General features: G+C 61.4%; 20 protein-coding genes, 1 pseudogene and 1 riboswitch. Of the genes and pseudogenes, 17 read left to right on the top strand and 4 right to left on the bottom strand.

Going from position 1 to position 21,088, the window contains the following annotated elements; genetic code table 11:
* Positions 1–3 precede the first annotated feature (3 nt).
* Positions 4–146, top strand: a riboswitch (cyclic di-AMP (ydaO/yuaA leader).
* Between the two features lie 14 nt (positions 147–160).
* The 8 genes from HMPREF2734_RS07065 to HMPREF2734_RS07030 all read left to right on the top strand — a co-directional run bounded on the left by HMPREF2734_RS07065 (position 161) and on the right by HMPREF2734_RS07030 (position 7,234).
* Positions 161–907, top strand: a complete 747-nt coding sequence (locus HMPREF2734_RS07065; protein WP_070422172.1) for a C40 family peptidase — start codon at positions 161–163, stop codon at positions 905–907.
* A gap of 194 nt (positions 908–1,101) precedes the next feature.
* Complete coding sequence (locus HMPREF2734_RS07060; protein WP_070570117.1) at positions 1,102–2,130, top strand: C40 family peptidase; 1,029 nt, start codon at positions 1,102–1,104, stop codon at positions 2,128–2,130.
* Between the two features lie 7 nt (positions 2,131–2,137).
* Positions 2,138–3,265 carry a glycosyltransferase family 4 protein gene (locus HMPREF2734_RS07055; protein ID WP_070570115.1) on the top strand — a complete coding sequence of 376 codons (1,128 nt, stop codon included), beginning with the start codon at positions 2,138–2,140 and terminating at the stop codon, positions 3,263–3,265.
* A 35-nt stretch (positions 3,266–3,300) separates the two neighbouring features.
* On the top strand, positions 3,301–4,263 hold the full coding sequence (locus HMPREF2734_RS07050; RefSeq protein ID WP_070422175.1) for an ROK family protein: 963 nt from the start codon (positions 3,301–3,303) through the stop codon (positions 4,261–4,263).
* Between the two features lie 14 nt (positions 4,264–4,277).
* Positions 4,278–5,030, top strand: a complete 753-nt coding sequence (locus tag HMPREF2734_RS07045) for a lysophospholipid acyltransferase family protein (protein WP_070570113.1) — start codon at positions 4,278–4,280, stop codon at positions 5,028–5,030.
* Positions 5,030–5,245: a hypothetical protein gene (locus HMPREF2734_RS07040; protein WP_070422177.1), complete on the top strand. Its 216-nt coding sequence runs from the start codon at positions 5,030–5,032 to the stop codon at positions 5,243–5,245. Before HMPREF2734_RS07045 ends, HMPREF2734_RS07040 begins: the two co-directional genes overlap by 1 nt.
* Positions 5,246–5,254: 9 nt before the next feature.
* Entirely contained in the window at positions 5,255–5,767 is a 513-nt protein-coding gene (locus HMPREF2734_RS07035) for a polyadenylate-specific 3'-exoribonuclease AS (protein ID WP_070484004.1), read from the top strand.
* A gap of 78 nt (positions 5,768–5,845) precedes the next feature.
* Positions 5,846–7,234: a class II 3-deoxy-7-phosphoheptulonate synthase gene (locus HMPREF2734_RS07030; protein WP_070422179.1), complete on the top strand. Its 1,389-nt coding sequence runs from the start codon at positions 5,846–5,848 to the stop codon at positions 7,232–7,234.
* Between the two features lie 47 nt (positions 7,235–7,281).
* On the opposite strand, the pseudogene HMPREF2734_RS07025 reads toward HMPREF2734_RS07030, so the two are convergent.
* Positions 7,282–8,571: pseudogene (locus HMPREF2734_RS07025) on the bottom strand (protein kinase); the annotation flags it as partial.
* On the opposite strand from HMPREF2734_RS07025, the gene HMPREF2734_RS07020 reads away from it, so the two are divergent.
* Positions 8,570–8,959 (top strand): Rv2175c family DNA-binding protein, encoded by a 390-nt coding sequence (locus HMPREF2734_RS07020; RefSeq protein ID WP_070422181.1) that lies wholly within the window; start codon positions 8,570–8,572, stop codon positions 8,957–8,959. The pseudogene HMPREF2734_RS07025 and the gene HMPREF2734_RS07020 sit on opposite strands and share 2 nt — an antisense overlap.
* Here the strand turns inward: HMPREF2734_RS07020 and HMPREF2734_RS07015 are convergent.
* Genes HMPREF2734_RS07015 through HMPREF2734_RS07005 form a run of 3 tightly spaced genes read right to left on the bottom strand, consistent with a single transcriptional unit; the run spans position 8,928 to position 12,096 of the window.
* A complete protein-coding gene (locus HMPREF2734_RS07015) occupies positions 8,928–10,373 on the bottom strand; it encodes an alpha-(1->6)-mannopyranosyltransferase A (RefSeq protein WP_070570110.1) in 1,446 nt (481 codons plus the stop codon). The genes HMPREF2734_RS07020 and HMPREF2734_RS07015 overlap by 32 nt on opposite strands.
* The gene (locus HMPREF2734_RS07010) at positions 10,373–11,476 is read right to left on the bottom strand and encodes a polyprenyl synthetase family protein (protein WP_371440424.1); all 1,104 of its coding nucleotides are present in this window, start codon (positions 11,474–11,476) and stop codon (positions 10,373–10,375) included. The genes HMPREF2734_RS07015 and HMPREF2734_RS07010 overlap by 1 nt, the downstream gene beginning before the upstream one ends.
* Positions 11,477–11,508: 32 nt before the next feature.
* A complete protein-coding gene (locus tag HMPREF2734_RS07005) occupies positions 11,509–12,096 on the bottom strand; it encodes a GNAT family N-acetyltransferase (protein ID WP_141750444.1) in 588 nt (195 codons plus the stop codon).
* Positions 12,097–12,263: 167 nt separating this feature from the next.
* Here HMPREF2734_RS07005 and HMPREF2734_RS07000 point away from each other — a divergent pair, with 167 nt between their 5' ends.
* The 8 genes from HMPREF2734_RS07000 to murF all read left to right on the top strand — a co-directional run bounded on the left by HMPREF2734_RS07000 (position 12,264) and on the right by murF (position 21,087).
* The gene (locus tag HMPREF2734_RS07000) at positions 12,264–12,698 is read left to right on the top strand and encodes an SAV_6107 family HEPN domain-containing protein (protein WP_070422184.1); all 435 of its coding nucleotides are present in this window, start codon (positions 12,264–12,266) and stop codon (positions 12,696–12,698) included.
* Positions 12,699–12,779: 81 nt separating this feature from the next.
* The gene (locus tag HMPREF2734_RS06995; protein WP_070422185.1) at positions 12,780–13,172 is read left to right on the top strand and encodes a DUF3040 domain-containing protein; all 393 of its coding nucleotides are present in this window, start codon (positions 12,780–12,782) and stop codon (positions 13,170–13,172) included.
* 427 nt (positions 13,173–13,599) lie between these two features.
* Entirely contained in the window at positions 13,600–14,034 is a 435-nt protein-coding gene (mraZ, locus tag HMPREF2734_RS06990) for a division/cell wall cluster transcriptional repressor MraZ (RefSeq protein WP_070422186.1), read from the top strand.
* A gap of 175 nt (positions 14,035–14,209) precedes the next feature.
* Entirely contained in the window at positions 14,210–15,223 is a 1,014-nt protein-coding gene (rsmH, locus tag HMPREF2734_RS06985; protein ID WP_070570104.1) for a 16S rRNA (cytosine(1402)-N(4))-methyltransferase RsmH, read from the top strand.
* Between the two features lie 47 nt (positions 15,224–15,270).
* Entirely contained in the window at positions 15,271–15,978 is a 708-nt protein-coding gene (locus HMPREF2734_RS06980; RefSeq protein WP_141750443.1) for a cell division protein FtsL, read from the top strand.
* A 109-nt stretch (positions 15,979–16,087) separates the two neighbouring features.
* Positions 16,088–18,040: a peptidoglycan D,D-transpeptidase FtsI family protein gene (locus HMPREF2734_RS06975; protein ID WP_083308109.1), complete on the top strand. Its 1,953-nt coding sequence runs from the start codon at positions 16,088–16,090 to the stop codon at positions 18,038–18,040.
* Between the two features lie 24 nt (positions 18,041–18,064).
* On the top strand, positions 18,065–19,570 hold the full coding sequence (locus HMPREF2734_RS06970; RefSeq protein ID WP_070570099.1) for a UDP-N-acetylmuramoyl-L-alanyl-D-glutamate--2,6-diaminopimelate ligase: 1,506 nt from the start codon (positions 18,065–18,067) through the stop codon (positions 19,568–19,570).
* Entirely contained in the window at positions 19,567–21,087 is a 1,521-nt protein-coding gene (gene murF / locus HMPREF2734_RS06965; RefSeq protein ID WP_070570097.1) for a UDP-N-acetylmuramoyl-tripeptide--D-alanyl-D-alanine ligase, read from the top strand. Before HMPREF2734_RS06970 ends, murF begins: the two co-directional genes overlap by 4 nt.
* Position 21,088 lies beyond the last annotated feature (1 nt).

Below are 21,088 nucleotides of genomic sequence, written 5' to 3'. Positions count from 1 at the left end.
TGGAGATCGGAAAAGCCGATCGAAGCCGAAGGGGGCCGGGGAACCAGAGTGGAGCACCTGCTCCCGTGGGGCGTAGGTCGTTCGGACCGAGGGTCATTTCTCAACACCCCGCCCGACAGCTAACCCGGTTGGCGAAGAGAAGATATGGAGAAAATCTAAAGTGGCAAAGCACCGTCGCCAGACCAACACCGCAGCCCGCGCAGCAGCGGCCACCACCGCTCTCGCAGCAGGCGCTGCGCTCATCGCGCCGGCCGCCGCCTCCGCAGCAGAGGTCCGCGTCCCCAACTCGCCGATCGCAGTACAGGTCCCGGGTATTGAGACCATTCCAGGCGTAGCGGCAATCCCGGGCATTGACGCCTGGATCCCGTCGCTGAAGGGCGCAGCCGCTACGGGCGACGCTCAGGCTGCTATCGCTCGCGTGAAGGCTCTGCCGGGTGTGAACAACGTTCCGGGCTTCAGCGCCTTCATCGCGAACGTCGAGAAGCAGGTTCTGCCGGCACAGGCCGCAACCAACTACTCGGCACCGGCCGCTGCGCCGCAGCCGGCTCCGGCCCCGCAGCCGTCCTTCGCTGAGCGCGTCGTGTCCATCGCGCAGTCCAAGGTTGGTTCCCCGTACGTTTACGGTGCAGCTGGCCCGAACGCATTCGACTGCTCCGGTTTCACCTCCTGGGTTTACGCTCAGGCTGGCAAGTCCATCCCGCGTACCTCCCAGGCTCAGGCTGCTGCTGGCCAGCAGGTTGCGCTGAGCAACATCCAGCCGGGTGACATCGTTGTTTACTACGGTGGTGCATCCCACGTTGGCATCTACGTTGGCAACGGCCAGATCATCGATGCGCTGAACTCCGGTATCCCGGTGGGCTACCGCGATCTGCACCTCATGCCGATCCACTCTGTGGTTCGCTTCTAACGGCACGTTTTCAAGCCCCGACTCTCTGTTTGGAGTTGGGGCTTTCGTGCGTTTTGGGGACCTTGACACCTCGTGCGTCACACCAGTGCTCTTGATTCACAATATGCTGTGTGGCCATGTTTTTTGCTTGGACGGTGGGACCGATGTCGCTATAGTTTTTGTGTTCTCACAAGTATTGCGAAAAGGTTTTGGTCGTGGGTAAGCACTCTTTTCAGTCTCGTCGTCCTTCTGCTCAGAAGACCGCGGTGTCCGCGCTCGTCGGCGCCATTCTCGCCGGCGGCGTAGCGGCCCCTGTGAAGGCCGATGATGTCGATGCTCTCATCGATGAGATGGAGCAGATCTCCCACGACGCCACTGCGAAGTCGGAAGAAATTAAGGGACTCGAAGAGAAAATCGCCGATTCAGAGCGCAAGGTTGAGGAAGCCAATGGCCGCGCTGCAGAGGCGAAACAAGAACTTGCCGCTATTCAGGAGGTAAGTAACGAGCATCGCAGGAATGTCGGTGACATTGCGCAGTCCCGTTACCGTATCCCGAAATCTGAAGCGATCCTGACCACCCTGGATTCGGGCAACCCGCAAGAGGCGATCGACCGTTCTGCTTATTTGGCGGCGCTCACTCGCAAGTCTCAGCGCGCGTTGACCGAGTTGGAGGATGCCAACCGGGTGGCGGCAGAGAAGTCCAACTCGGCCAATATTGCGGTGGCTGAGGCACGCCATGCGCGCAATGAGCTGGAGATCCAGCGTAAGAAGCTGGAGCGTGAACGTGAAGAGTTGGATGACAAGGTTCGTGACATCGAACACCGCGTAGACAACTTGAGCGAGGCCGATCGCCTGCGCTGGATCAATAAGGACAACCCGATCAGCGGCGCGTCGCTTCCGGGCGTGGACTCCGGAATCGTTGGTGCGGCGTTGGCGCAAGTGGGTAAGCCATATGGCTGGGGCTCTGCTGGACCGGATGCGTTCGATTGCTCTGGTTTGATGGTGTGGGCGTATGGGCAGAACGGCATTAGCATTCCGCGTACCTCCCAAGCGCAGCTTGCGGGTGGCACGCCGGTGTCACTGGATGCGTTGCAGCCGGGTGACATCATTGGTTACTACCCGGGCGTGACTCACGTGGGTATGTACATCGGTAACGGCATGGTCGTGCACTCGTCTGACTACGGCATTCCGATCCAGGTAGTGCCGGCGAACTCCATGCCGATTCAGGGGGCTGTGCGCTACTAGCGCGATTATGACCACGTTGTTGGTAACGAATGATTTCCCGCCCACTGTCGGCGGGATTCAGTCGTACTTACGGGATTACGTCGACGAGCTCGTCAAGCGCGAAGGCCCGGAATCAATCATCGTGCTCGCCTCCGTCCAGGAAGCAGATGCTGCGCGCGAGTGGGACGCCGAACAAAGTTTTACGGTGATTCGTTGGCCGCGCAACATCATGTTGCCTACCCCGGGGCTTGCTCGGCAGATGGCTCGAATTATCAGAACGCACAGCATCGACACTGTGTGGTTCGGTGCGGCTGCACCGTTGGCAATTCTCGGAGCCCAGGCGAAACGTGCTGGAGCAAAACGTGTGGTGGCCACCACCCACGGCCACGAGGTGGGCTGGGCGATGATTCCTGTGGCCCGTCAGGTGTTGCGCCGGATTGGTCGTAGCGCGGATGTGGTGACGTACATTTCGCGGTTCACGATAGAGCGCTTGCAGGCGGTGTTCGGCGATGACGTCGACTATGTTGCGCTGCCGTCGGGGGTGGACACGGATTTCTTCGCGCCAGCGAGCGCGCACAAGCGGGATGAAACGCGGCGCTGGCTCGGCGTGGGTGATGCGCCACTTGTGGTGTGTTCGTCGCGGTTGGTCCCGCGCAAGGGACAGGATGTGTTGATCCGTGCGTTGCCGGAGATTCGTCGATACGCGCCGAATGCGAGATTGGTGATTGTGGGGGAGGGGCCGTACGAGCAACGGCTGCGCAAGCTCGCCGCGTCTTCGCTGGGCGTGGAATTCACGGGCCGGGTGTCGCGCGAGCGGTTGCGCGACATTGTGGCTGCCGCCGATGTGTTTGCCATGCCCGCGCGGACGCGGTGGGGTGGTCTTGATGTGGAAGGTCTGGGGATTGTGTATCTCGAGGCGCAGGCGTGTGGGGTTGCGGTAGTCGCTGGCGATTCCGGTGGTGCGCCGGAGACGGTGGTTCCGGAAAGCGGTGTCGTCGTCAATGGTCGCGATGTGAATGAGGTCGCGCGGTCCATTGGGCAATTGCTTTGCGACGACCACCGCACCGCCATGGGCACCGCCGGGCGCAAACATGTACAACGGGAGTTTTCGTGGGGCACTCTGGGGGAGCGCCTGCGCGACGTGTTGGCGGGTTAGGGCTGACCGCTGTCAGGGGCATAAACTGTCCGGCTATGACTTCACAACGAGGAGACCAGGCGCTGACAGTCGGCTTTGACATTGGCGGGACGAACGCTCGTGCATCTGTGGTCGCGCCGGATGGGTCGATCCTCGACACGGTGAGTACGCGGACCCCGCAGGACGCTGACGGGCTGACCCGCACGATCGTGCAGATGGTCGAGCAGCTCCAGGACAAACACGAGATCGGGGCAGTTGGCGCTGCCGTTGCGGGCTTCCTTGACCCGGAGTGTGAAATCGTGCGTTTTGCCCCGCATTTGCCGTGGCGTGATGATCAGCCGGTGCGCAAAGATTTGGAGAATGCGCTGGGGCTGCCGGTCCGGCTCGAGCACGATGCGAATGCGGCAGCTTGGGGTGAGTATCGGTTCGGTGCCGCTCGTGACACAGAGACGTGGGTGTTTTTCGCCGTCGGCACAGGGATCGGCGCAACGCTGATGCACCGTGGCGAGATTTACCGTGGTGCGTTCGGCACCGCGCCTGAGTTTGGCCACATCACGGTGGTGCCGGGAGGTCGGGTGTGCTCGTGTGGCAAGCAGGGCTGTCTTGAGCGATACGCTTCTGGCACCTCGCTGGTCGATTGTGCGATCGAGATTGCCAGCAGGGGAGGGTATCGAGGTTCCGATTTGTACCGGGAGGTCGTCGAAAAGCGAGCAAGCGGGCACGACATTATGGCCGCAGCACGCGCAGGCGATGGGCTGGGTGTGGCGGCTCTGGAGAGTTTCTCCATCTGGCTGGGACGAGGCCTGGCAATGGTGTCCGACATTTTGGATCCATCGCTGATCGTCCTCGGCGGTGGTGTGAGCGAAGATGCTGATCTTTTCCTTGACGCTGCCAAAGCGTCCATGGCGTCGAACATCGTCGGCGCTGGATACCGTCCGCTGCCGGAGATCCTCTGTGCTGAGCTCGGAGCGAAGGCGGGTATGATTGGCGTTGCTGATTTGGCCCGCCAGCTGCGATAAAAAGGGGAGAAACAATGGCAAACAAGTGGTATTCCCTGTTCAAGGCTATTTTCGGGCCGCCGCTGTTGGTGTGGAACCGCCCGCGCATTTACGGTGTGGAGAACATCCCGGAGGAAGGTCCGGCCCTGTTGGTTTCTAACCATCAGGCTGTGCTGGATTCCTTTTACTTGCCGTTGATGGTTCGCCGACAGCTGAAGTTCCCGGCCAAAATGGAGTACTTCACTGGCACGGGGCTCAGTGGACGTTTGCAGCGGTTTTTCTTCACCGCCGTAGGCCAAGTTCCCATTGACCGAAGCTCCGACACCGCCGGGGACGTCTTGCTGGAAACGGTGAAGAAGATTTTCGACGACGGCGAGCTCTTCGGCATTTATGCCGAGGGAACCCGTTCGCCGGATGGGCGTGTGTACAAGGGGCGCACTGGCATGGCGCGCATTGCTATGCCAACCGGCGTGCCTGTGATTTTGGTCGGCATGATTGGATCTGGTCGCGCGAACCCGATCGGCACCAAGCTCATCAGGCCGGTCAAGGTGCAGATCAAGATTTCGGAGCCGATTGATCCGCGAGCTTGGGCGGTTGAAAATGGCTACGACCCTGACTCGCGCGAGGCCGTGCGTCCCTTTACGGACTACTGCATGCATCGCATTGCAGAGATGATCGGTGAGGAATACGTGGATGTCTACGCGACCGATGTGAAGAAGTCCCTCGAGCAGACGGGGAAGTACCCCGAAGGTGCTGAACCGAAAACTGGGCCGAAAGGTGTGCAGTAATGAATAAACCACTTGTTACCCGAATCGCGTTGGTATGCGTCGTTGTTGTGATGTTCCTGATTGCGTCTGAGCAGGGCTGGTACCCGAAACTGTCGGGCCCGCTTGCTGTCGTTGCGGTGGCTGCAGTGATGTTTTGGCCGAGGCGTGTTGAGGGTGAGAAGGGCCCTTCGCGGCGCGAGGTGTTGGGGGATATTCGATCGGAGCAACGGAAGTAGTTCGACGCAGTGAGATTCTTCTACGACACCGAATTCATTGAGGACGGCGAAACCATCGAGCTGGTGTCCATCGGCATTGTTGCTGAGGATGGCCGCGAATACTATGCGGTGTCCGATGAGTTCGACCCAGCACGCGCCAACGCTTGGGTCAAAGCGCACGTGTTGTCGAAGCTCCCTCCGAAGAACCAACCAGTGTGGAAGTCGCTGGAGCGCATCCGTAACGAGGTCTATGAGTTTCTCACCTCGGGTGACACCAGGCCAGAACTGTGGGCTTGGGTTGGCGCCTATGACCACGTGGTGCTCGCGCAACTATGGGGTGACATGTCCGGTCTGCCGCGTTCGCTGCCGCGCTACACCTGCGAGCTGAAGCAGTATTGGCAGATGGCGGGCAAGCCGCGTCTGCCACGGGTGCCGGAGGGCAACCACGATGCTCTCGTTGATGCGCGCCATAATCTGCGGAAGTTTCGTGTATGTGCGGAGCATTTGCCGTTGAACCGCGACGGCGCCGTATCCAAAATGTGAGACGATAAAACCGCCGTGTGAGAAGTTGCAGGCTGTACCGCCTGTACTGGGGCAGTAATCCGTGCTAAATATAGAACGGTGAGCTGGACTATTGATATCCCCAAAGAGGTACTGCCCGATCTGCCGCCGCTGCCGGGAGATTTAAACGCGCAGTTTGAAGATGTTATTTCCCGCGATGCGAAGCAGCAGCCGTCGTGGGACCCTGCCCAGGCTGAGTATGTTCGCAAGATTTTGGAGTCCGTCCCGCCGGTCGTGCTCGCGCCCGAGGTTGAGGGGCTCAAGTCGCATCTAGCGGACGTCGCCAACGGCAAGGCGTTCATGCTGCAGGGTGGCGATTGTGCTGAGACGTTCGAGTCCAACACCGAGCCACACATCCGTGCCAACGTGCAGACCCTGCTGCAGATGGCTGCGGTGTTGACCTACGGTGCGTCGATGCCGGTGGTCAAACTTGCTCGTATTGCTGGCCAGTACGCGAAGCCGCGCTCGTCTGATCTTGATGAGAATGGTTTGCCGAATTACCGCGGTGACATCGTCAATGGTGTGGATCCGACCGAGGAGTCTCGTCGCCACGATCCGGCCCGCATGGTGCGTGCGTACGCGAACTCGTCGGCGGCGATGAACTTGGTGCGTGCCCTGACGGCGTCCGGTACTGCGGACCTGCACAACATCAATAACTGGAACCGAGAGTTCGTGACTAACTCGCCTGCGGGTGCGCGTTACGAAGCACTTGCTCGCGAGATTTCGCGTTCGCTTGCGTTCATGGATGCTTGTGGCGTCAGCGACACGAACCTGCGTACGTCCAGCGTGTACGCATCTCACGAGGCGCTGTTGGTGGATTACGAACGTGCGATGCTGCGTTTGGCCACGGATTCGAAGGGTGAGACGAAGCTTTATGATCTGTCCGCCCACCAGCTCTGGATCGGTGAGCGCACCCGCGGTATCGACGATTTCCACGTCAACTTCGCCGCGATGATCAGCAACCCGATCGGTATCAAGTTGGGCCCGACCACCACTCCGGAAGAGGCTGTCGCTTACGCAGATAAGCTTGATCCGAACCGCGAGCCGGGTCGTTTGACCATGGTGATCCGCATGGGGCAGGACCGGATCCGCGAAGTACTGCCTGGCATTGTCAAGGCGGTTGAGGCCTCCGGCCACAAGGTCATTTGGCAGTCGGACCCGATGCACGGCAATACGTTCACGTCGAGCAATGGCTACAAGACGCGTCACTTTGACAAGATCATCGACGAAGTTCAGGGCTTCTTCGAGGTCCACCGCGAACTCGGCAGCCACCCGGGTGGTATTCACATCGAGCTCACGGGTGAAGACGTCACTGAGTGCCTCGGCGGTGCGCAGGACATCACTGATGTGGATCTGCCGGGCCGTTACGAGTCCGCTTGCGACCCGCGTCTGAACACCGAGCAGGCACTCGAGCTGTCGTTCCTCGTTGCAGAGATGCTGCGCTACTAAGACAGCGCTACTCGGCCGACGCTACTCGGCCAGCGCTACCGCGGGATGACGATCTCCGGGATGTCGCCGTACATCCCGGAGCCGAACCACCATGCGCCCAGACCAACCGCAGCTACTACGGCGATTGCAACAGCGGTGTAGAGCACGACACCGATCAGAGAGCGGTTAGTTACCGGCTTGACTGCGGGGCGCTTTGCCGGATTGGGAGCGGCAGGCCGGGGTGCACGTGGTGGCACGGGTGCGGGCACGGGGGCGGCTGCAGGCGGAACGGGGGCCGGAACCGGAGCCGGAGACGCCTGTGCAGCGGGCCATTGGCTGCGCGACGGCAGTTCTGGGGACGCCTGCTTAGTTGGCCTCTCAACTGCGGGGGCGACTCGCGTTGGCGCCTCGTCATCGGGGAAGAGGCGTCGCTGTGCGGCGTTGTTGACCAGTCCGAAGTTAGTCGGGTGTGCTGCGGCTCGCGTGGCTGCGGCATTGCGCGGGGCAGGCACGGTGTAATCCGGCAGTGCAAGTTCGGCTGCTACGTCGTCGAGTGCGGCGAGGAATTCTCCCGCATCGCGGAAGCGCGCTTCGGGGGTGCGGGCGGTTGCGGTGGCGACGAGCTCGTCGAAAAGCATTGGCACCCCGGCAATGAGTGAGGACGGCGCGGGCACATCTCCATGGAGGCGTGCGTACGCGTGCGCGATGGGGGTGTCGCCGTGAAATGGCGTGCGGCCGGTGAGGAGTTCGAACAACACGATGCCGGCGGAGTACACATCCGATGCGGCTGTGATGGGGCTGCCGTCGACTTGTTCGGGGGAGAGGTAGGCGACGGTGCCCACGATTTGGTCGGTCGAATGTGTGTTTTCGGCGGCTGCGCGCACGAGGCCGAAGTCGGAGAGTTTGACGCGGCTGGAGGCGTCGATAAGCACGTTGTCCGGCTTAATATCGCGGTGCACCATGCCTTTCTCATGCGCGACAGAAAGTCCCGTGAGCATGCCGCGCATCACCTCCGCGGCTGCGTGGGGAGGCATCGGACCACGCTCGGCGAGCAATTCGCGCAGCGTGCCGCCGGTGATGAGTTCCATGACGAGAAACACGTTGTTGCCGGACGCGGAGAAGTCGTACACGTTGACCAAGTTAGGGTGGCTGAGCTGCGCCATCGCGCGGGCTTCGCGCCGGAAGCGGTCGCGAAACACAGCGTCGTGGACGTATTGCTCGTGCATGACTTTCGCAGCGACTTCCCGGCCCAGGCGGGAATCGATGCAGCGATACACCGTGGCCATGCCACCACGGGCGATGGCGCGGTCCACGACGTAGCGTTCGTCGAGAGTTGTGCCTGGAGCGAGTGTTGCCATGTACCCCAGGGTAGAATCGGGCGCCGTGAGCACACAAACGAATCTCGAGCAATTGCTTAGCGACGAAACCTTGCTGGCCTTTCCCGACGCCGCCGAAGCGTTGGGCGTTCCGGTCACTCGTGTGCACGACTATGTCGGTGCCCGCAAACTTGTCATGTACATCCGGGATGGTAAAAAATTCATCCCGGCTGGGCTGATCGGTGAGGATGGGCTGTCGAAGTTCGTCTCAGGCGCGATCACCGTGCTTGCCGATGGCGGCTACAACGACGAGGAGATCCTCACATTCCTCTACACCGAAGAGGATTCGCTGCCGGGGCGCCCGATTGACGCCTTGCATGGTCAGAAAGCGCGCGAGGTTATTCGTCGTGCGCAAGCGATGGCGTTCTAAACACCCAGCGAGTCGCTACCACGGCGACGATGAAGGCTGCGGCGAGGAACCACACGTCGTAGAGCCTGTGGTTGCCGCTGCCTATAAACGCGAGTGCCACGACGACGGATGCGCCGGTAGTAATTCTAGCTACCCAGGCCGGTGCCCGGAACGTGCCCACGAGCGCCAAGATGGAGGCGTAGTACCACGGCAGCGTTACCGCGTTGGTGACAAACGCTGCCGTATACGCCACGGTGGTGCCCGCCAGCATCCGCGGCGCGTAGGCCTTGCCGCGCGCCGGGCGGAACCACCACCACGTGATCACGAGCGCGAGGAGCATCGCGAAGCTGAACACCGTGCGGGTGGCTGCAAGCGTTGTGTTGTAGCTGAAGTCGTCGTTGACCAACTGCACGAGCGGGGTAATCAGTTCTGCGGCGAACGTCGGACCAGCCAGCGGATTGATCACCTTCGAGTTACCGGTGATTTCCTCGAGCCAACCCCACGTTGAGCCGCAGACCCACGTCACCACCTGGATGACGGCGACCGAGACCGCCAGCGCCCAGGCTCCAGAGACGGCAAGCGCGGCGAGGTGGTGGGGCACATCGTGGACGCGGGCGCGACGCGTGACCATCAGCCACACCACAAACGGCAACGCGAACGCAGCCGTGGCCTTGAGCGATACCGCGCATGCGATGAGCACGATTCCGGGGGTGCACCACGTGTGTCGCATGCACAGGTACAGGCCCGCGCACACCAGGCCGACCATGACCGCCTCGTTGTGCATGCCGCCAATCAGGTGCAACAGCATGACAGGGTTGGCTACACCTACCCACAGTGCAAACCCGGGGCTAGCACCTGCGAGGCGCGCGATGCGCGGTACCGACCAGACAATGAGCGCGAAACCTGCCAGCGCGATCAGCCGGTAGGCAACGACGCCAAACGCGACGTGGTCGCCGACAATCGTGGTCACCGCTTTGCCAATGCCCAAGTGCAGTGGCCCGTACGGCGTTGTGGTGTTGCGCCAGTCGTGGGAGACCTCCCACAAATACGGGCCGGGGTTGATAGCGGCGCCTTCGGAGTAGGGGTCGAAGCCGTCGCGAAGCATTGCCCCCTGCATGAGGTAGGAGTACACGTCGCGCGACATGATTGGTGCGCTCAAGGCGAGTGGAGCGGCCCACGACCACACCGCACGGAGCACGGTCTGCTCGCCTGGGCGGGTGCGCCACAGCCACAGCCAGGCAAACACGAGAAGACCAGTGCCCGCCATCAGGAGGCCGTCCATCATGCCGCGGCCGTGGCCGTAAGTGAGGAACTCAAGGCCTATCGAGCGCATGAGGCCGTCACGGTAACGCGTCGCTCCGGCACCAAAGGAACCGATCGCGATGAGAACGGCTGCGACAACGCCGAGGGGGATCGGCCGGATTTTACCGGCCATCACATACGCCGGTCTGTGGCCTTGTGGGCCAACTCGGACAGTGCCTGGCGAGCTTCAGCAGTAATACCGGCGGTATCCAGGTGAGCAATGCCGGACGCGGTGAGACGGTTAATGCGCTCTTCGACCGCATCCTCCGCACCACTTTGGCGGATGAGATCGGCGAGGCGCTGAAGCACCTTTGGGTCGGTGGCGGTACCTACACCGGTGCGGAGCTCGTCGGCATCGTTGGCATCGAGAAGCTCAAGCGCCGTCGCGTAAAGGACAGTGCGCTTTCCTTCGCGCAGGTCATCGCCCGCGGGTTTTCCGGTGATTGCTGGGTCGCCGAAGACACCGAGGAGGTCGTCGCGAAGCTGGAATGCGATGCCAATATCGCGTCCGTAACCACGGAATGCCGCAATGGTCTCATCGTCGGCACCAGCAATAGTCGCACCAAGATGAAGCGGACGCTCGATCGTGTACGCGGCGGTCTTAAACCGGTTCACCCGATCCGCCATGTCCGCAGACTCGCTGCCACGGCTTTCCAACGAAATATCAAGGATCTGCCCACCGATGACTTCCGTGCGCATGCCCACCCACGGTTCCGCGGCGCGTTGCAGCGCCTCCAACGAAACACCGGAGTAGCGCCACATATCTTCCGCCCAGACTAAGGCGAGATCGCCGAGCAAAATCGCGGTGTTCACGCCAAACGTCGCAGCGTCGCCCAGCCAACGGTTTTCGAGGTGCTGGGCCTCCACACTGCGGTGCACCGTGGGGTTTCCGCGACGGGTATCGGAGGCGTCCACGATGTCGTCGTGGACCAGTGCACACGCCTGGATGAACTCAAGCGCACTCATCGCGCGCAAGACCGCGTTTGGGTCCTCGCCGCTGGTTTCCAAACCACCGGCGCCGACAAAACCTGCCCAGCCGTACAGCGGACGCACTCGCTTGCCACCACCCAGTGTGAACGCGCGCAAGTGCGCGACTGCTTCCGAGACAGGCTCACCGATCGCGGAAATCGCCGGCCCGTGTTCGTCGAAAAACTGCTCCAAATGCTTTTCGACGACACCAGGCACCGCACTTAAGTTCCTAATCCCCAATTCGTGTGTAGCCACGCTGCTCCTCACCGTCGTCTACGAAAATCTCTCTGGAACGTACCCTAGTCAGCCTCGCCGACACGGGGTGTGCCCGCCATGTCGAGTGCGAGAATCGCAAACGGGCGAGGGTCGCTTCCGTAATAAAAATTGCGAGCAACGTCCTGGAACCCAAACTTGCGGTAAAGCCCAAATGCGTTATTAGCTTCGCCGTCTACCTCGGGAGTAGATAGGACAGCCCAACGAGCTGATGTCGATGCGAGCAGTTCCCTGAGCATCGCCGCACCAATGCCGCGGCCCTGGTGCCTCGGATCCACATGCACTTCGGCGATTTCGAAGTAGTTGGCCAGTAGCGCACGGTCGTCGTCAGAAAGCATGCCGTCTAGACGTTGCTGAGTGAGTGCTTTGACGAGTTGTTGGTCCCACCAGCGCTCCCGCGCGCCGAGAAAACCGTAGGCCACTCCGATGACGCTGTTGTCCGAGATTGCGGCCACGGCGGAAAAGCCTGGCCAGGTGACCTCTCCACGCCACACGCGTAAACGCTGCGCGCGCATGGTTTGGGGGTACCCCATAGCTTCCATGTAGATGTCCACCAACCGTGGCACGAGGAAAGAAAACTCCGCCTTGGTCAGCCTTTGGATCTCAATGTGCACCCCACTATCGAACCACTTATGTGCCTGTTGCGGGGCTTGACCACACATCCTCGTTCGAACAATCGAACAAACGTGCTAATTTTTGGTTGTGGTGTCGTGGGTGACTTCTAGGGTCATGGGCAATCAAAAGGCGACATGCACTGGTAACAGCGAAAGGGGAAAGTGTCATGGGAAGCGTAGTTTCAGCCACAACGGGCAGGGCGTACGGGGATATGGGGGCGCCGCGAAAGTTTGACTCGTTCATCTTCTCTGCGGAGGCACTGCTTGCACAGGCTCATGCTGACTTTGCGGCAAGGCGCTACGACCTTGCGATGGAAAACGCATACCGGGCTGCACTGCGCATCGCTGGCGCATGCAACGCTCGCAGCATTGTGCTCCGGAAGCGGAAGCGGCTGCCAACTAATGCGTGGGACAAGCTCGCGCTCACCGGGGAAAGTGGCCAGCACTGGGCGACGGTATTTTCTGCATACTCGGCGCGCCGGGCGAGGGTGGCGTCTGGGATCGACGACAACCCGTCGCCGGTCGTGGTCTCAAGCCTTATCGGTTCGGCTGAGGACTTTCTCCTGGACACCACTGGGGGTGATGCGCCGATGGCGGCGTAATAAGGCGCGGGAACAATGTGGGTACGATGTTCGTTGTATCCATACATTGTTCATTCATAGCTGGGATCTGGAGAGAAAGTAGTGTCTCTTTCTGAGCAGGAAATGCGCGCACTGCGCGAGATCGAGCAGTCGCTCCTTGCAGACGACCCGAAGTTCGGTTCCTCGGTCGCTCCGTCCTCTGGGTATGGTGCTTCGCACCCGTCGGGCCGGCTGACTATGCGTAGCCTCGCCCTCATTGTGCTGGGCCTTGTCCTTCTTCTTGGGGGAGTGGCGCTGGCGTCGTGGAGTCTGTGGACTGTGGTGTTGAGCATCGTCGGCTTCGGTGTGATGTTCTATGGGGGGATCATGGCGCTCCGTACCCCGGCTGCCGCTGGTGTTTCGCTGCAGCGAGCGCAGGCTCAGTCCAAGTCGCGCTCGCCGCGCAGTGTTAGCCTGGAGGAGAGCTTCCGTCGACGGTTTGAGGATCGTCAGTAGCTTTTAGCTTTCCCTTCGCCCTCCCGGTCTCTTCGGGAGGGCAATTTTTTATCCCCACTTCGCCCCACATTCCCCACTTTGCCCCACCCGTTGGTTTGATCCGGCCATTTTGCCTGTTAAAGGACGTTCGGAGCGGGTTGCGTCTCGTGTGCCTATAGGTGATTGATGGGGTTGTAGTGGGGGATGTGGCGGTAAGTGGGGGACATTGGCGGGTAATTGCCCCACGGGGATTGTGGCCGTTGACCTGCGTATTCTTCTTGTTGTGGGAACTAAGTTGCTCAGAGTGTGGCGTTTGTGGGGGGAAGTGGGTTAAAGTGGGGCACAGCGGAGCACCGCGGTGCGCATCTTGACTACGTGCGTAATGCGGAGCGAAGCCGAGAAAACTGCAAATGCCAATCTCTGAAGGTGAAGGAAGGTAGGTCGCCGGATGTTTCTGGGAACCTACACTCCCAAGCTCGACGACAAAGGGCGCCTGACGCTGCCTGCGAAGTTCCGTGAGGACTTGGCAGACGGCCTGATGGTGACCAAAGGACAGGACCACTCCCTCGCGGTGTACCCGCGGGACGAGTTTGCTGCACGCGCCCGCAAGGCCGCTGCAGCATCAAGGACGAACCCGAAGGCGCGCGCGTTTATCCGCAATCTGGCTGCCAGTGCGGATGAGCAAACGCTCGATGGGTCCGGACGTATCACCCTGTCGCCGGCACACCGTGAGTACGCAGGCCTTTCCAAGGAGTGCGTAGTTATCGGTTCTGTGGATTTTCTCGAGATCTGGGATCTTGAATCCTGGAATAAGTATCAAGAAGAGACTGAAGCCGCGTTCTCCGCGGCGGATGACGACGACATTCTCTCCGGTCTGCTGTAGGACTGACTACCCAACAGCGGGCAACCAATTCGGAGAGTGTGTACGGACTCTGTCCGGGGCGTGAAGCATTCTGGTGTACTTCCCCGACATCAGAACAGCCGCCCCGGACAGGGCTCTACATACTCCCCGGCTTAGAAAGAGCCGACGACTAACTGACCGCGAGGGGTGAGCCCGGATGGTGTACCGCACACACGCTGCAGACCCTCATGGGCATGTGCCGGTCATGCGCGACCGCATGGCCGAACTCCTGGCCCCAGCTGTAGAGGCGTTCGGCGCCAACGCCGTCATTGTCGATGGAACCCTTGGTGCCGGTGGCCACACCGAACACTTTCTCAACGTATTCCCGCAAGCGCGCGTGATCGGTGTGGATCGCGACCCGAATGCGCTGCAGCAGGCGACTGAGCGCCTGGCTCAGTTCGGTGAGCGTTTCACTCCGGTGCAATGCCGGTTCGACTACATCGGCGACGAGATCGCATCGGGGGAGGGCGAGACCTTCGACCTTGTGAGGCAGCACGGTGTGGCTGGTGCGCTGTTCGACCTCGGTGTTTCATCGATGCAGTTGGATCAGGAGGAGCGTGGCTTTTCCTACCGCGGTGACGCACCGCTGGATATGCGCATGGATCCGACCACCGGCATCACTGCGGCCGAGGTACTTAACACGTACTCGCACGGAGACCTGGCGAGGATTCTGAAGTCCTACGGCGATGAACGTTTCGCAGGCAAGATTGCGTCGGCTGTGCTGAAGGAGCGCGAGCGTGCGCCGTTTGACCGTGCGGACCGGCTCGTGGAACTGCTGTACAGCACCATCCCGGCCGCCACGCGACGTACTGGCGGTCACCCGGCGAAGCGCACCTTCCAGGCGCTGCGGATTGAGGTCAACCGCGAGCTTGAGGCTGTCGAGCGAGTGGTTCCGGTGATTACGGATTTCCTCGGCGTCGGCGGGCGAGCAGTGTTCATGAGTTACCAGTCGCTCGAGGACAAGATCGTCAAATCTGCCTTCGCTGAACTGACAGCTTCAAAGACGCCGGCGGGACTTCCGATGGATCTGCCGGGCACCGAGCCAACGTTCAAACTCATCACCCGCGGGGCGGAAAAGGCTCCGCAGGAAGAGATTGAGCGCAACTCGCGTGCAGCACCGGTGAGGGTGCGCGGCGTCGAGAAGCTTAAGCACTCAACGACAACCACATAACCCACAACAAACCACGTACAACACACAACCATCTGAGGACGGACACCATGGCAGCACGAGACACACGAGGTGGCTCCCGCGCGATGACGCTGACGCGCGATGGCAGTGCCCGCACCAGCCGTACAAGCGCTCCGGCACGTCGTCGCACGATGCCGGGTGTGAAGCCGCATGTGCCGCACTCCCGAGGGCGGGGGCGCCTCGGCTCGCAGCAGGTTGTGTCTGTGCGTGGGCGTCGGGTTGGCACGGTCGCGGCGCCGTCGCGTTTTTCCGCAGTGTCCGCACTTGCGGTGCCTCTGCTGGTGATCGGTATTGCTATAGCGATGCTGCTGTCCGGCGTGGCCACGACACAAACCTTCACCATCCAGCAGCTGCAGTCGAAGGAGCGTGAACTTGCCAACGAGGTCGAGTCGCTCAACCGTGACTTAGAGGATCGTCGTTCTGCTGCGGAGATCGCACAGCGCGCTGCAGGCGCAGGCATGGTGGTCGCTGGAGAACCTGGCCTAGTGGAGGTCATGGAAGATGGTCGTGCTGAAGAGCGCCGGCCTTTCAACCCAGAAAAGGTTGCCAAGATTATCGACGTTAACGGCGAAGCGTTGCGGCAGGGCCGTGCAAGCAGTGATGACCGTGCAACCCGCGAGCTGGCGGATGCGCTGACTCAGGTTCCAGGTGGCAATCAAGCTCCGCCTCGTCCGCAGCAAGCACCGCAGGTTGCCAACGTGGCGCCGTATCAGGCAAATGTGCCCGCCGGCGAATAGACGTTAACGGTGGGGGTTGTGCCGCAGGCGTGTGGCGCAACCTCGTTTCGCATTTGTGCGGGGCATGATAAACGAGTCAATGAGCAGATTTGGTAGGTGAGGAGGGCACGTGACATCCACGGGCACACCCCGGAAGCGTCCGGCGCCACGGAAGAGTCAGCGTCACATCACCAACCACCGTGTATTCCTTTTGACGCTTGTGTTCCTCAGCGTTGCAGCCTTGCTGATCGCACGCCTGTTTTGGGTCCAAGTGATCATCGGCGGCGAGTTGCGTGAAGTTGCCAAGGTGCAACGCCAGCGCGAGTATGTTGAGCCAGCGCGTCGCGGTGAGATCGTGGACCGTGACGGCAAGCAGTTGGCGTACACGATGCAGGCAAGGTCGTTGACGGTCTCGCCGAAGCAGTTGCGTGAGGAACTGCGACAGCAGCAAGAGCTGCAGATGCGTATCGACGGCGTCCCCAAGGCAGATATCGACGCGCAGCTCGACGCCCGCGTTGAAGACGTGCTGCGCACAATGGCGAATGAGATCCCCGGCATGATCGGTGGCGAAACTGATCCACAGCCTACGGGTACAGACACAGAGCAGTTGCGCACTGTGGGCAGTGTCAGTGCCAAGGAGATTTTGGACAAGCTCCACGCCGACACGTCGTACGAAGTTTTAGTGCGCAACGTTGACCCGGATGTCGCTGCGAAGGTGGCGGCGAAGTTCCACGGTGTGGCTGCTGACCAGCAGGACATCCGCCAGTACCCGAACGGTGCTGTGGGGGAGAACATCATTGGCAAGGTTTCCATGGACGGGCACGGTCAGTTCGGCCTTGAGGCCTCTAGCGATGCGGTGCTTACCGGTATCGACGGCCGCTCGACCGAGGACGTCTCGGGAGGTGGGCAGTCCATTCCGGGCTCCCTGCGCGATGTGGTGCCAGCGGTACCTGGTGCGCGCATTGAGCTCACGGTAGACCTCGACCTGCAGACGTATGTGCAGCAAGTGCTTGAGCAGGCAAAGGCAAACTCTTTGGCAAAGTCGGCTGAGGCTGTCGTCCTTGACGCTCACACGGGTGAGGTGTTGGCGATGGCCAATACGGACACCATCAACCCGAACGGGGATATTGAAAAGCAGATCAAGCAGGGTAAGGATTTTGAGAACCCAGCGATCTCGCACCCGTTCGAGCCAGGCTCGGTGGCAAAGGTCATCGCTGCAGCGGCTTCAATCGATCAGGGGTTGACTGACCCGTTCGAGGTGCACCAGGTGCCGGGCTCGATCGACATGGCCGGTGTGACAGTGAGCGACGCCTGGCAGCACGATGTTCTGCCGTACACCACCGCAGGCATCTTCGGTAAGTCCTCCAACGTGGGCACATTGCAGTTGGCGCAGCGCCTCGGCGAGGAGCGCTACTGGGATTACCTCAACCGTTTCGGTATCGGTGCTCCGACCGGCATTGAGTTGCCCAATGAGTCGCCGGGTCTGCTGCCGGTGCTTGAACAGTGGTCGGGCGGTACCTTTGCCAACTTGCCAATCGGTCAGGGCATGAGCTGGACTGCGCTGCAGATGGCGAGTGTGTACCAGGCGTTGGCCAACGACGGCGAGCGCATCCAGCCACGCATCATCGAGCGCATCGTCGGACCGGACGGGCAAGATATCCCGCAGGATGAGCCGCAGCGCAACCAAGTGGTGAGCAAGGAGGCGGCGCGTACAACGGTGGATATGTTCCGTGCCGCATTCCAAGAAGACCCGACCGGCAACCAGTCGGGTACTGCACAAGGAAATGCGCTAGAGGGCTACCAGTTCTCTGGCAAGACAGGTACTGCACAGAAGGTGAACCCGGAAACGGGCGCATACTCACAGAGCCAGTATTGGATTACGTTTGCGGGTATTGCCCCGGCGAACGATCCGAGATTTGTTGTGGCGGTCATGCTGGACGAGCCGCAGCGCGGTGTACTCGACGGCGGTGCCGGTGGCCAGTCTGCGGCGCCGGTGTTCCGTCAGATTGCGAGCTGGATGTTGGATAAGGAAAATATCCCGCCGAGCCCGCCCGCGGAACCGTTTGTTCTGCAAGCCCAGTAACGGCCCTGAAAGGAAGGAATTATCATGTCCTCAGCGCCCACGCTGACATCCCTCGCTGAGATTGCGGGGGCACGCATCGTCAATGCGCCGCAGGCACCGTTTGAGGTGTCGTTTATTGGTCTTGATTCCCAAAATGTGGAGCCCGGTGGCTTGTTTGCTGCGCTGCCTGGCACGCGGGTGCATGGCGCGTCGTACGCGTTTGATTCGGGCGCAGGTGCGGTTCTGACTGACGAGGAAGGTCTTGCGATCATCCAGCAGACGTCGGATCGCCGGCCGGTGTTGGTCGTCGATAATGTGCGCGCGATTCTTGGCCATGTTGCCGCGGAGGTGTACGGGCATCCGTCGAAGGACTTCACGCTGCTGGGCGTGACTGGGACGTCGGGCAAGACCACCACGACGTACATGCTGGAGCGTGGACTGACACAGGCTGGTTGCAAGGTCGGCCTGATTGGTACGACGGGCACGAAGATCATGGGCCGCGATGTGGCCACCGAGTTGACTACGCCTGAGGCGCCGACGTTGCAGGCACTGTTTGCCCGTATGCGCGACGAGGGCGTTACGCATGTGGTGATGGAGGTTTCCTCCCACGCGCTCATGCTTGGGCGCGTGACGGGTGCCCAGTTCGACGTCGCTGGTTTTACCAATCTGTCGCAGGATCACCTTGATTTCCACCCGACGATGGAGGACTACTTCGAGGCGAAAGCCTTGTTCTTTGACCCGTCGAGCGACCTCCACGCGAAGCGCAGCGTGATCTGTGTCGACGATTCTTGGGGTCAGAAGATGGCCGCGCGCGCGGAGCACCCGGTGACGGTGGCAACCCGCGGTGAGCATGCAGATGTCACTGCGGAGCTATTGCGTATCGACGACACCGGAACCCAGCACATTCGACTTCACACTCCAGAGCGTCAGGTGGAGTTTGCTCTGCCGATGCCGGGTGCGTTTAACGTCGCCAATGCCGCCCTTGCCACCACGCTTGCGGCGCAGGTTGGTGTCGATGTAGCAGCGTTTGTCGCAGGCCTAGAGCAGGCGGCGGTGCCGGGGCGCATGGAGCGAATTGATGAAGGCCAGGATTTTGTAGCTGTTGTGGATTACGCCCACAAGCCGGCCGCTGTCGCAGCAGTGCTTCAGACGCTGCGTGGACAGGTCGATGGCCGGATTGGTGTGGCGATCGGCGCTGGTGGTGACAGAGATTCCTCGAAACGCCCGCTCATGGGAGCGGAAGCAGCGAAGGGCGCAGACTTTGTTGTGGTGACTGATGACAACCCGCGCACCGAAGACCCGGCAGCGATCCGCGCAGCGGTGCTGCAAGGCGCACGCGACGCAGAAACGGCAGCCGAGATCATCGAGGCAGGCTCCCGCGCGAGGGCGATCGACGCGCTCGTCGAGTGGGCAAAGCCCGGCGATGCCATCATTGTCGTGGGTAAAGGCCACGAGGTTGGACAGATCATCGGCGACACCAAGCACCATTTTGATGACCGCGAAGAGATGCGGCGCGCACTTCGCGCCCGCCGAGAGAAGAGGAACGCATGATTGCACTGACGCTTCGCCAGATCGCGGAGATCACCGGAGGACACTTGAGCTCGGAGGCTGATCCGGACGCCTCGGTGACCGGGTTTGTGGAGTTTGATTCCCGCAAGATCGGCCCCGGCGGGCTATTCGTTGCGTTCCCGGGTGCGAACGTGGATGGCCACGACTTTGTGGGCAAGGCGGCTGCGGCGGGTGCCACGGCGTCGTTGACCACGAGGGAAGTCGGTCGGCCGGCTGTGGTCGTCGAGAAGCGACCGCCCAGTGCCGACGACAACTCGGACCTGGCGGTCAACGATCCAACTGGCTCTGCAGCAGGCGTGGTGGATGGAATGTCGAAGTTGGCGGCCTATGTCGCCCGCGAGCTGACGGACAACCACGGGTTGCGGATCATCGGCGTGACTGGTTCTGCCGGCAAGACCTCGACGAAGGACCTGATCGCGGCGGTGCTGCAGCGCGCGGGTGAGACGGTGGCGCCTCCGGGGTCGTTTAATAACGAGATCGGCCACCCGTACACAGTGCTGCGCTGCACGGAGGAGACGAAGTTCCTCGTCGCGGAGATGTCGGCGCGCGGTATCGGCCACATTGCGCACTTGGCCACGATTGCACCACCGCAGATCGGTGTGGTGCTTAACGTGGGCTCGGCGCACCTGGGGGAGTTCGGCTCCCGCGAGAACATTGCGCAGGCCAAGGGCGAACTCGTTGAGGCGCTGCCTGCAGATGGCATCGCGGTGCTCAACGCCGACGACGACCTGGTCAACGCGATAGCTCCGCGGACGAAGGCACGCGTGGTGCGCTTTTCCGCCAACGGCAATACGGCAGCGGATTACTACGCCACCGATGTGGAACTGGATGCGGTGGCGCGTGCGTCGTTTATCATGCACACCCCGAAGGGCGATCCGCAGCGCGTAACCCTCAACGTGTTCGGTGCCCACCAGGTGGGCAATGCGCTGGCTGCAGCTGCAGTCGGCATTGAATCGGGCATGGATGCCGCAACTGTCGCGCAGGCGTTGTCTGATGCGCACTCCGTGTCGGTCAACCGCATGGACGTCAACACCCGCGCCGATGGCGTGACCGTGATCAACGATGCCTACAACGCCAACCCTGAATCGATGCGGGCTGCCATTGCCGCGTTGGGTTACACCGCCGCGGCGCGCCCAGGTGTGCGCTCCGTTGCGGTGCTGGGGGAGATGGGCGAACTTGGCGCCGGTGCGGAACACGAGCACGCGGCGCTTGCCGATGAGTTGGCGCGCTACAGCGTCACCGACCTCATCACTGTCGGGAATAATGCGTCGATGGAAGCGCTGGCCGAGCGTGCTGAGCAATTCGGCATCCGCACCAGCAGCGTCGCCGATGCTGCCGAAGCCAGCGAGGTAGTGCGCGAACTGTTGGCTATGCCGCCAGCGGGTATCGACGACTGGCAGTCGCGCACCGACCGCGATGTCGTGCTGGTAAAAGCATCAAACGTTGCGCGACTGTGGGCAGTGGCCGAGGCGCTACTGCAAGGGCATACGCTTAGATAGT

Source organism: Corynebacterium sp. HMSC055D05 (assembly GCF_001810365.1).
Taxonomy (GTDB): Bacteria; Actinomycetota; Actinomycetes; order Mycobacteriales; family Mycobacteriaceae; genus Corynebacterium; species Corynebacterium coyleae.
Note: the sequence above shows the minus strand (reverse complement) of the source record. Positions and strands in the feature narration are given on the sequence as shown.